General features: G+C 70.7%; 10 protein-coding genes and 1 pseudogene. 4 read left to right on the top strand and 7 right to left on the bottom strand.

The annotated features are described in order from the left end of the window. Both D7V93_RS27425 and D7V93_RS27430 read right to left on the bottom strand, forming a co-directional pair. The coding region (locus D7V93_RS27425) for a cyclic di-GMP-binding domain-containing protein, MshE-related (protein WP_120646207.1) at positions 1-523 on the bottom strand (523 nt) is incomplete at its 3' end. 59 nt (positions 524-582) lie between these two features. Beyond that, positions 583-1,413, bottom strand: a complete 831-nt coding sequence (locus D7V93_RS27430; RefSeq protein WP_120646208.1) for a DUF4292 domain-containing protein — start codon at positions 1,411-1,413, stop codon at positions 583-585. Positions 1,414-1,455: 42 nt separating this feature from the next. Between D7V93_RS27430 and D7V93_RS27435 the strand changes: the two genes are divergently transcribed. Together D7V93_RS27435 and D7V93_RS27440 are read left to right on the top strand one after the other, a co-directional pair. Further along, on the top strand, positions 1,456-2,187 hold the full coding sequence (locus D7V93_RS27435) for a MotA/TolQ/ExbB proton channel family protein (RefSeq protein ID WP_120646209.1): 732 nt from the start codon (positions 1,456-1,458) through the stop codon (positions 2,185-2,187). A 19-nt stretch (positions 2,188-2,206) separates the two neighbouring features. Then, positions 2,207-2,662 carry an ExbD/TolR family protein gene (locus D7V93_RS27440; RefSeq protein ID WP_120646210.1) on the top strand — a complete coding sequence of 152 codons (456 nt, stop codon included), beginning with the start codon at positions 2,207-2,209 and terminating at the stop codon, positions 2,660-2,662. A gap of 71 nt (positions 2,663-2,733) precedes the next feature. Here the strand turns inward: D7V93_RS27440 and D7V93_RS27445 are convergent, their stop codons facing one another. The 4 genes from D7V93_RS27445 to D7V93_RS27460 form a co-directional block, all read right to left on the bottom strand. Then, the gene (locus D7V93_RS27445; protein ID WP_120646211.1) at positions 2,734-4,578 is read right to left on the bottom strand and encodes an acyl-CoA dehydrogenase family protein; all 1,845 of its coding nucleotides are present in this window, start codon (positions 4,576-4,578) and stop codon (positions 2,734-2,736) included. A 176-nt stretch (positions 4,579-4,754) separates the two neighbouring features. After that, positions 4,755-5,435: a MaoC family dehydratase gene (locus tag D7V93_RS27450; RefSeq protein WP_120646212.1), complete on the bottom strand. Its 681-nt coding sequence runs from the start codon at positions 5,433-5,435 to the stop codon at positions 4,755-4,757. Continuing rightward, positions 5,435-5,884 carry a MaoC family dehydratase N-terminal domain-containing protein gene (locus D7V93_RS27455; RefSeq protein WP_120615095.1) on the bottom strand — a complete coding sequence of 150 codons (450 nt, stop codon included), beginning with the start codon at positions 5,882-5,884 and terminating at the stop codon, positions 5,435-5,437. Before D7V93_RS27455 ends, D7V93_RS27450 begins: the two co-directional genes overlap by 1 nt. Positions 5,885-5,904: 20 nt before the next feature. Beyond that, positions 5,905-6,906, bottom strand: coding sequence for an NAD(P)H-dependent amine dehydrogenase family protein (locus D7V93_RS27460; RefSeq protein WP_120646213.1), 1,002 nt, complete (start codon positions 6,904-6,906; stop codon positions 5,905-5,907). 246 nt (positions 6,907-7,152) lie between these two features. Here D7V93_RS27460 and D7V93_RS27465 point away from each other — a divergent pair, with 246 nt between their 5' ends. Beyond that, a complete protein-coding gene (locus D7V93_RS27465; protein WP_120646214.1) occupies positions 7,153-8,274 on the top strand; it encodes an HD domain-containing phosphohydrolase in 1,122 nt (373 codons plus the stop codon). A 20-nt stretch (positions 8,275-8,294) separates the two neighbouring features. Here D7V93_RS27465 and D7V93_RS27470 read toward each other — a convergent pair whose 3' ends face one another. After that, positions 8,295-10,442 (bottom strand): peptidylprolyl isomerase, encoded by a 2,148-nt coding sequence (locus D7V93_RS27470; protein WP_120646215.1) that lies wholly within the window; start codon positions 10,440-10,442, stop codon positions 8,295-8,297. 59 nt (positions 10,443-10,501) lie between these two features. Between D7V93_RS27470 and D7V93_RS46185 the strand changes: the two are divergent. Further along, positions 10,502-10,798: pseudogene (locus D7V93_RS46185) on the top strand (hypothetical protein); the annotation flags it as partial.

Raw genomic sequence — 10,798 nt, forward strand, 5'->3', positions numbered from 1 at the left:
GCTCCAGGTCCTTGAGGTTCTTCACGACGGTGCGCCCCTGGGCGTCCACCACCTTGAAGTTGGTGTCCGCGTCCTCCAGCTCCGCGGACTCCTCGTAGAGGCGCGCGAACGCCCGGGCCACCGACGTGCGCCCCGCCACGTTCGCCACGATGCGGCACTTGGACAGGGCCCGCAGCTCGTCGAGCACCCGCACGTTGAGCGGATCCGACATGGCCACCACCAGCGTCTTGCCGTCGTCGCGCAGCTGCAGCGGCACGACGGAGAAGTCGCGCGCCGTCTGCGACGGAATCTTGGCCTTCACGTGCGGGGGGACCATCTGCACGGCGTCCAGGTTCACCGCCGGCATGCCCAGCTGCTTCGACAAGGCGCGCACGAGGATGTCCTCGGAGACGAGGTTCATCCGGACGAGGATCTCGCCCAGCTTCCCGCCCCACTTCGCCTGCTCGGCGAGCGCCGCCTTGAGCTGGCTCTCCTGCAGGACGTTCGCCTTGATCAGCAGCTCTCCAAGCTTGATCTGTGCCATGTCGTGCGCGTCAGTGTACCCGACTTGGGCCGGGGCGCTGCCTTTCGACGCCTGGAAGGTCAGGAACCCGGCGCCGGGGGCGGCGGGGACACCGGCCCTCCTCCTGTCACCTCCCGCCCCTGCGCGTCCACCTCCACCACCTTCGCCCCCTCGGGGGGCGTCAGTTCGTAGAGCGTCAGGTCCGGCCGGCCGTTGAGGGTGATCTCCGTGTAGCGCAGCTCCAGCTTCGTGTCCGCCTGGGCGGCCGTGAGGATGACCTTGCCGGGGAAGAGCAGCTCGCCGCGCTGCTTGAAGTCCTCGAACGCCAGGTCGTAGCCGGGCACCCCCCGGACCTCGCTCTTCACCACGCGCAGGTGCCGGGGGTCCACGCGGAGTATCTGTTTCGCGGCGCCCCGCACGAGCGTCAGCACGTACACGCGCTCCTTCTCGTCCAGCGTCAGGGTCATGCTCTCCGGCGGCAGGAGGGGTACCTGGCCCAGCATGACGGCCACCAACTCCTCGCTCGGCAGGACGATGGGCAGGAAGCGGGACACGTTCTCCGGGCTGGAGGGCCCCTGGAAGTACGTGTTGCCCTGCGACTGGTAGACGCCGAAGCGGGCGCCGTCGGAGACGAGCGAGGCGACCGGCCGGTTGAAGAAGTCGTACGTCTCCAGGTGGAGGAGGCCCGGCCGGGTGATGGAGAGGAAGGTGCCCAAGGTGCCGCTGCCCTGGGGGGAGTCCACGCGCAGCTTGGCGTCGCCCTCCAGGTTCACCACCTGCGCCTGCCGCTCGCGCACGTGCTGGTAGAGCGTCGGGGCGTCCTCGATGCGGCCCTCCGGACCGAACTCGAGGCGTTTGGGGCAGGCAGAACAGAGGAGGGCCAGGAAGATTGCGGCGGCTGCGCGGTTCATATGTCCTAGTGTGAGCCAGGGCTCCCAGCCCGGTCATCAAACATGAGCCTGAACGATCTACTTCATTACCTTCGCCTGGGCGGCGTCACCCTCGCCCTCCTCCTGGGCGCCTCCGTGGTGGCCCTGGGGGTCGCCATCGAACGGCTGATCACCCTCTGGGGGGTAAGCGAGCGCTCCCGAGGCCTGGGGGAGATCGTCCACAAGCACCTCTTGCGCGGGGACGTCGCCGCCGCCCGCACCGCCGCCGAGCGCTCCGACGCGGTGGCCGCCGACATCTTCCTCGCCGGCTTCGACCGCTGGGAGCGCAGCCGCACCACGGGCGGCAATGGCATCGAGTCCGCCGTGGAGCGCGAGCGCGCCCAGGTGGGCCTCAAGCTGCGGCGCAACCTGTGGCTGCTCGCCACCATCGGTTCGACGACGCCCTTCGTGGGCCTCTTCGGCACCGTGGCCGGCATCATGCGGTCTTTCAAGGACCTGGGCGTGGACGTGGAGGCCGGCGGCACCGGCGGCTCCGCGGCCGTGATGACGGGCATCTCCGAGGCGCTCGTGGCCACCGCCGTGGGCATCCTCGTCGCCGTGCAGGCGATGGTCTTCTACAACTACTTCCAGGCCCGGCTGTCGCGGGTGCTCGTGGAGCTGCGCCTCTTGGGCGACGAGTTCGTGGAGCTGCTCAAGGAGCGCGCCACCGGGGCCCCGCTGTCGGAGCTGCCCGCCTCGCGCGAGCCCACCACCCCGCCCGCGCCGCGCCCGGATCCGCAGCCCGCCTCGTCGTAACGAAGGAGAGACGCCCACCATGGCCATGGGAAAGACGCCGGGCTCCTCCGACGATGAAGGCGCGGACGGCGGCTTCGCGGAGATCAACATCACGCCGCTGACGGACGTGATGCTGGTGCTGCTCATCATCTTCATGGTGACCAGCTCCGTCATCACCCAGCAGGGCCCGGGCGGAGGCGCCAAGGCGGGCCTCAAGGTGAACCTCCCCAAGGGAGGCGCCGCGGACGTCACCGCGCGCACCACGGACATGTCCGTGGCGGTGCTGGCGGACGGCCGCTTCGTGCTCGCGGGCAACGTCGTCGCGGAGGCGGAGCTGAAGCAGGCCTTCGACACCGCGAAGGCCCAGAACCCCGACACCGTGGTCATCGTGCAGGCGGACGAAGGTGTCTCCCACGGCACCGTGGTGCAGGTGATGGAGATGGCGAAGAAGGCGGGCCTCGCCCAGCTCGCCATCGGCGTGCGCGAAGGCAACTGAAGCCCGAACGACGAAGGCCCCCCGGCACGGCTGCCGGAGGGCCCTCGGGAAGCTTCAGCAGCGCGGCCTGACTAGACGGACGCGAACGCCGCGTCGGTGATGTCCATGGGCGACGTGTCCTCGGCGGCGATGAGGCGCGCGGCGTACTCCACGTTGGGCAGCACGTTGCGCGCGTACCAGAGCGCGCTGAACTTCTTGCCCTCGTAGAAGGCCTTGTCCGGGTGGTCCGCGCTCACGGAGGCGGACGCCTTCTCCGCGATGACGGCCGCGTCCAGGAGCAGCCAGCCCACGGCGACCTCGGACATCATGTTGAGGAAGCGGTTGGCGGACAGCGGGATGAGCGGGAAGCGGCCCTGGTCCTGCGACCAGCCGAACAGCGCCATCGCGCTGGACATCAGGCCCTCCTGCGCGCCGGCCAGCGTCTTCACGGCCTCGCCCAGCACCGGGTGCTCACGGTGGGCTTCCACGAAGCTGCCCACGTCGCCCATGAACTGCTGGAAGTGCGCGCCGCCCGCCTGGCCCATCTTGCGGCCCACCAGGTCCATGGCCTGGATGTGGTTGGTGCCCTCGTAGATGGAGAAGATCTTCGAGTCGCGCGTGTACTGCTCCACCGGGTAGTCCTGGATGTAGCCGGCGCCGCCGTACACCTGGATGGCCTGCGCGCACAGGCGGAAGGCCTGGTCGGAGCCGTAGGACTTCACCAGCGGCGTCAGCACCTCCACCTGGCCCCTGTGGTAGCTGGCCGCGTCGTCGTCCTTGCCGGCCAGCTGCTTCGCCTTGTCCAGGTGCATGGCCAGCTTGATGATGAGCGAGCGGATGCCCTCCACGTGCGCCTTGATGTCCAGCAGCATGCGGCGGACGTCCGGGTGCTCGATGATGGGGGCGCGCGGCGCGGACGGGTCCTTCCACTTGGTGAAGTGGGAGCCCTGCTTGCGGTCCTTCGCGTAGTCCACCGCGTTGTAGTACGCGGCCGACGCGAGGCTCACGCCCTGGATGCCCACGGCGATGCGCGCGCCGTTCATCATCTTGAACATCTGGCTCATGCCCACGTGCTCGACGGTGCCGACGAGCTCGCCCAGACACGCGTCGTTCTCACCGAAGTTGAGGACACAGGTGGCGGAGCCGTTGATGCCCATCTTGTGCTCGATGGACGCCACGGTGACGTCGTTGGAGCCGCCCGAGGAGCCATCCGCGTTGATGCGCAGCTTGGGGACGATGAACAGCGACAGGCCCTTGGTGCCGGCCGGCGCGCCGTCCACCCGCGCGAGCACCAGGTGGATGATGTTGCCGGCCATGTCGTGGTCGCCGCCGGAGATGAAGATCTTCGTGCCCCGGATGCTGTACGTGCCGTCCGCGTTGCGGCGCGCGGTGGACTTGGCCGCGCCCACGTCGGAGCCGGCGTGCGGCTCGGTGAGGCACATGGTGCCGCCCCACGTCCCGTTGAGCATGCGCTCCACGAACTGCTTCTGCTGCGCGGGCGTGCCGCACTCGGCGACGACCTCCGCCGCGCCGAACGCCAGGCCCGGGTACATGTTGAAGGCCGTGTTGGCGCCGGAGAGGATCTCCTCCACCGTCACCTGGAGCATCATTGGCGCGCCCTGGCCGCCGTGGTCCGGGCTCACCGCCACCGTCTTGAAGCCCTGCTCGTAGAGCTTCTGCCACGCGTCCTTGAAGCCCTTGGGCGTGAAGACGGCGCCGTTCTCCACCCGACAGCCCTCGCGATCACCCGACGCGTTGAGGGGCCCCAGCACCTCGCGCGCGAAGCGGTAGGTCTCCGTCAGCACCGCCTTCGCCTCGTCCGGACCCCAGGCGTCGTAGGGCGCCTGTCCCGCCACCTGGCCGAAGCCGAACTGCTCGAACAGCGTGAAGAAGATCTCTCGAAGGTCGGTCTTGTAGGTGTTGATGCCGGCGGACATGGCCACTCCTGCGTGGGGGCTCGCGGCCCCCGCCCGTTTGGCGGGAAGGGGTCAGCGGCCCATCTGACGCAGGAAGTGTGGCGTCGGCTGATTTTTGAGTCAACCCTGAATGACACCCCGCGTTGAGCAGCGGTCGAAGCCGCCCTTCTCGAACGCGGGACCTGGGCTTCGAACGGCTACTTCTTGGCCTTCTTGGCCGCCGGGAGGGAGGCCGTCTTGGCGGCGGGCTTCTCCCGGGGGGCGGTCTTCTTGGACGAGGCGCCGTTCCGGGGCTCGTCCGTCCCCTCGTCCTCCTCCTCGGGCGCGGTGGGCGCGCTGCTGGCGGCCTCCGAGGACGCCGAGGCGGGGGCCGGGACGACGAGGCTCTCGCGGGGGACCTCCACGACGATGGGGGACTGGCCGGAGCGCTGGCGGTTCTCGTCCTCCAGGGAGAAGAAGAGCTGGATCTGCGAGCCGCCCTTCATGACGAGCTCGCCCTTCTGGTTCTCCGCCCAGAGGTCGATCTCCACGAAGTACCGGCCGCCGGAGCCGTGGCGGTCGCTCACGCGGCCCTTGCAGACCACGGTGTCACCCGGCCACACCATCTTGATGAAGCGGACGTTGTAGCGCCGCAGCTGGCCGCCGCGCGCCCAGTCGCTGATGAGCTGGCCGAGCATGCCCATGACGAGCATGCCCGGGGCGTAGACGGACGGCATGCCCACGCTCTTGGCGTACAGCTCGTCCACGTGCACGGGGTTGTAGTCGCCGGAGGCGCCCGCGTAGCGCGACAGCTGCACGCGGTCCACGGGGGCCTTGGCGAGCGCCGGCAGCTCGTCACCGACGCGGATGGATTCAAAGTAGAGCTTGCGCGCGGGCATCAAACGGTCTCCTTGGCGGCGCGCACCACGAGGGTGCGGCGGGCGCGGAAGACGAGGTTGCCCTCCTCGTCACGGCCTTCGTCCTCGATGACCGCGATGTCCATCTTCCCGGACATGCCCGGCCGCTCGAAGACGTCCGACACGCGGGTGGACACGTAGATGCGATCCCCCGCGAAGATGGGGCGCTCGTAGTCGAAGCCCTGTTCGGCGTGCAGCAGGCTCTTGATGCCCACCCCCAACAGCTCCCGCAGGTCCGCCGCGGAATGGAACGACGCGGGAAACGTGGGCGGCGCGACGATGGTGGGGTAGCCCGACGCGCGGGCGTACTCCTCGTCGTAATAGATGGGATTGTAGTCGCCAATCGCCTCGGCGAAGCGCCGGATGGCGCCCTTCTCCACCTCGTTGAGCGTCGGCGGCGAGGCGCGGCCAATCGCATTCTTGTCCAGCATGTCCCTCTCCTGATGAACCTTCAGCGGCCTGCCGGAAGCTCGAGCACCGTCAGGAGCCCGGCCTCCGCGGCCGTCAATCGTGGCGCGGCATTCACCAGCGCATTCGCGGTGGCCCGGTCGCCCGCCACTCCCCCCGGGATTTCCAGCACCAGCCTGGGATCCGCGTCGATTTCGATGCGATCCCTTGGATCTTCCGCCCCCACCGCGATGGTCAGCTCCAGGCGCACCCGCTCCTGACCCTCCTCCAAACCCACCACGGACTGGAACATGCCCGCGACGCGGCCTTTCTTCACCACAAATGCACCGCCGGTGATGTCCTCCTCGGCGAATACCGGCGCGACCTCCTCCTCGAAGTCGTCGCAGTCCAGGCCCAGGCCCAGCGCCGCCAGCGCCGCGGACTCCACCAGGCCCACGTGGCCCAGCTCCTCGCGGTCCACCAGGTCGAAGAACTCCTCCTCCGTCAGCCCCGCGCCCACCTTGCGCTGCAGGGCCTCACGCCGCGTGCGGGCATCCACCACCCGGCTCACCGTCGCCTTGCGCACCGGACCGCACACCTGGCCCGCCGTGGCCACCAGCCTGTCCAGCACGAAGCCCGGGTTCACGCCCGTGCCCACGATGGCGACGCCCGCCTTCTGCGCCGCGCGCTCCAGCTTCTCCGCCAGCTCCGGGTACTTGAGGTACGGGAACGCCAGCTCCTCGCAGGTGCTCGCCACCGGCAGGCCCAGCTTCAGCGCCTCCATGAGCTGATCCATCACCTGCGCGAGCCGCGAGCTCGTGGCGTGCAGCACCACCACGCCCTTGCGGCGTCCCACCGCGCGCTCCAGTGATTCCGATATCTTGAAGCGCGGGCCCGCCTGCCCCAGCACGTCCCCCAGGGGACGTCCGACGAGGGACGGCTGCGGATCCACCGCGCCGATGAGTTCCACCTCGGGGGACGACAGGGCCGCCCTGGCAATCTCCTGCCCGATGAACCCCAGCCCCATCACCACGACCGGCACCGGCCCATCAGGGGCTCTAGCCATCGGAAATTGCTCCCGAATTCCAAGGGGTTACAAGCACTTACGGCGGGTAGGTCCGCACCATAGAACACGCTTCCGCAAGCAGGCAAGCGTGACGTGGAGTCCGGCGAGCACGGGTTTCAGTGAATCTTCAAGGATTCCGGCTGTTTAGCGGCACTGGAAAGCTTGGGGGGGCCTGTCTGGTCGTTCTTGGATCCGCTATAAGATTTTGGGAAACCGCAGCCCCGCTCGCTCGGAGAGTACGCATCCATGGACCGGATCCTCGTGGTGGACGACGACGTGCTGATCCTCTCCGCGCTGTCCCGCATCCTCCAGTCAGAAGGCTACAAGGTCGTGACGCACAGCGACCCGGTGCTGGCGGCCCGTGAGCAGGGCTTCGACGTGGTGCTGACGGACTTCATGATGCCGTACCTCAACGGCATCGAGCTGCTGTCAGCGCTGCGGGAGAAGAATCCACGGGCGGTGCGGCTGATGTTGACCGCGGCGGCGGACTTCAAGGTCGCGTCGGAGGCGGTGAACCGGGGCGAGGTGTTCCGCCTGCTGGGCAAGCCGTGGGCGATGAGCGAGCTGATGAGCAGCGTGCGCCAGGCCTTCGAGCACCGCCGCCTGGTGGAGGCCAACGAGCGGCTGACGCGCGAGGTCGCGGACAAGAACGAGGAGCTGCTGGAGGTAAACCAGGACCTGGAGCGCCGGGTCATCGAGCGCACCGCGGGGCTGCTGGACGGGCTCATCAGCGCGCTGGACTACCGGGACACGGAGACGCAGTGGCACTCGCGGCGCGTGTCGCTGTACGCGCGGCGGCTGGCGCAGGAGATCGGCCTCACGGGGCCCGCGCTGGACGTGGTGGAACAGGGCGCGCTCCTGCACGACATCGGGAAGATTGGCGTGCGTGACTCCATCCTGCTCAAGCCCGGACCGCTGACGCCGGACGAGTGGGTGGAGATGAAGCAGCACCCGGAGTTCGGCTACCGGATGCTGGCGAAGATGCCCTACCTGCACGAGGCGGCGCTCATCGTCCTGCAGCACCAGGAGCGCTGGGACGGCAAGGGCTATCCGCTGGGGCTCAAGGGCGAGGAGATCGTCGTGGGCGCGCGCATCTTCTGTCTCGTGGACACGCTGGACGCCATCACGTCCGACCGCCCCTACCGCAAGGGCCGTCCGATGAGCGTGGCGCGCGACGAGATCCGCCGCTGCGCGGGCACGCAGTTCGACCCGGCGCTCGCGGACGCGTTCCTGCGCCTGCCGGAGACGGAGTGGGCCCGCATCCGCCGCGAGGTGGAGGTGATGGAGGAGGCGGAGAGCCGCCGCTGGAACGGCGGGAAGCTCAACGCCCAGGGCGAGGCGGAGCCCGCGCGCGCCAGCGGGGCCTGAGCCCGCCGGACGACCGGGCCCTATGGGGCGTGGGTGCCGACGACGACGTCGTCGATGACCGTGCCCTCCAGCAGCGCATCCACGGTGTCCATGCCGGCGATGACCGCGCCGAACACCGTGTAGCGGCCGTCCAGGTGCGGCTGCGGTGAATGGGTGAAGAAGAACTGGCTGCCGCCGGTGTCCTTGCCCGACAGCGCCATCCCCACGACGCCGCGCGTGTACGGCCGGCGCGTCATCTCGCAGCGGATGGAGTGCCCCGGTCCCCCCTCCCCGTCCCCGCGCGGATCGCCGCCCTGGGCGACGAAGTCCGGCACCACGCGGTGGAAGGTGACGCCCCGGAAGTAGCCCTGCTTCGCGAGCGCCACCAGGTTGCCGCCCGTGAGCGGCGCGTCGCGCTCCAGCAGGACGGTGATGTCCCCCTTGCGCGTGCGCAGCGTGAGCGTCGTGCCCGGCGGCGCGGCCGGCGGACGGTAGGTGCCCGCGGGCAGCTCCACGCGGGCCGAGCGCACCGGAGCGCCTGTCAGCGACGTGAGGGCCTCCGCCGCGACCCGGCGCACGTTGGCGTACGGGTGGCCCAGCCATTCGCGCAGCCGGGGCTCGGCCGCCCTGCCCTGCAACGCGACGAGCGCGCCCGCCACCGCCTCCGCGAGGTCCGGCTCTCGGGGCACCCGCGCAGCCAGCGCCTCCACGGCGGGCAGCGCTTCAGCGTCGTGCAGCTTGCCCGCGGCGGACGCGGCGAGCCCCGCCACCACCGCGTCGTCTCCCGCGATGAGCGCGCGCACCGGCGCCAGGGCCTCTGGCACCGGACGCTCCGCCACGACTTCCAGCGCAGCGCCGCGCACCAGCGGGCTTGCGTGTCCCAGCAGCGGCACCGCGAAGGCCGCGCCGGGCCCCCGGGGAGTGGCTCCCCCCGGTGTTGAGGGAGCGGAGGCGCCTTGCGTGAACTGCGCCACCTCGCGCAGGCCCAGGGCCAGTCGCCGGGGGACCGACACGCGGCCGAAGCCGCACGCATGCACCTCCCTCGGCTCCCCGGACTGCCGGTCCAGTGTCGCCGCGAACCGGCAGTCCAGCCACGCGAGATCCGCGCGCGCCTCGTCGGACGTGGCGCCCCGGTCGGCCTCCGCCATCGAGCGCCGGAGGTTGATCAGCAGTGGCCTGCCGCTCACGGGAAGTCCCTGCTGCGCCACCGCGAGCAGTGGATGCGCCCACGCCGCGTTCCCCGCCGCCACCTGCGTCACCCGGGGACCGAGCGCGGCCAGTGCGCCCAGCGGTGCGCACCCGGTGGGCCCTTCCGCGGGCTGGCACTTCGCCACGTGCTTCGCCAAAGCCCGCGCCGCCTCCGCCGCCACCCGGGGCGTGCCGTCCGCGAGCAACGGCGCCAGCGCGGGCGCGTCGGTGGGACCACCCACGTCTCCCAGCCCCTTCGCGCAGAGGGCGCGCACGTCCGGATCCGAGTCGCCCGTGCAGCCGCGCAGCGCGGCCACGGCCTCAGGGCGCTTCGCCGTCGCCAGCAGGTAGGCCCCGCCGTAGCGCACCGCCTGGGGACGCGCGGGCTCCGTCAGCGCCACCATCGCCGCCAGCGGAACGGCGGCCACCGACGCCGCGCCGGCCTTGCGCGCCGCCACGCCCAGGGCCTTCGCCGCGGGCGCGGCCCAGGGGCTGTCGGGTGGGGACAGGCGGGCCGTCAGGACCTCCACCGCGCCGGGCGTGGCCAGCTTGCCCAGGGACTCCAGCAGCGTGGTCCTCACGGCCGGGTCGGCTTCCGAGGCCTCGGCCCGTGCCAGCGCCCCGGTCAGTGCCGTCCGGGCTTCGTCCGGCAGGGGCTCCCACGACAGCGCCAGCTCGCCCACCGCGAAGGCCGCCTCGTCACGCACGGACGCGTCGGAAGCCGCCAGCCCGGCCTGCACCGCGTCCAGCGTCGTCACGTCCTGGATGCGCCCGAGCGCCCTCAAGGCACGCCTTCGCACCGTGGCGTCCGGGGACACCGTGGCGAGCCGCACGAGCTCGCCCCCTCCCAGCGAGCGGCGGTCCTCCCAGTCCGCGATGCGCTCCAGGACGCGCTCGGCGGTCGGGTCCGGATTCCCACCCGGCTCGGACGGCGGCACCGCGCGCACGCACGCGGTCAACAGGAGGAGGCCAGTGGACACGGCGGCGGGCAGACGGGCCATGCCCCAAAGGGGTAGGTCAATTCCCCGCGAAAATCCAGGGGTTATGGCGTTGAACGGGTTTGACAGGCGCGCACGCGGGCCGGAAAGATGGAGGGCTGTTCACCCCTCCCGGAGCACCGGCCCTGAACTGCCCAGGCTGCAAGAGCAAGGTCGCGGACGACACCGCCATCTGCCCCGAATGCGACTACATCATCGACAAATCCTTCCTCGCGGGCGCCGAGGACGAGGGCGAACCCGAGGATGAAGAGAGCACCGGGGTCGCGCCGCCGCCGCGCGCGCGTCCCGCCGCGCCCGTGCCCCGCGCGCGTCCCGCCCCGGCCCGCGCCAGGACAGGCGCCCGTCCCGCCGCGCCGCTG

Source organism: Corallococcus llansteffanensis (assembly GCF_003612055.1).
GTDB lineage: Bacteria > Myxococcota > Myxococcia > Myxococcales > Myxococcaceae > Corallococcus > Corallococcus llansteffanensis.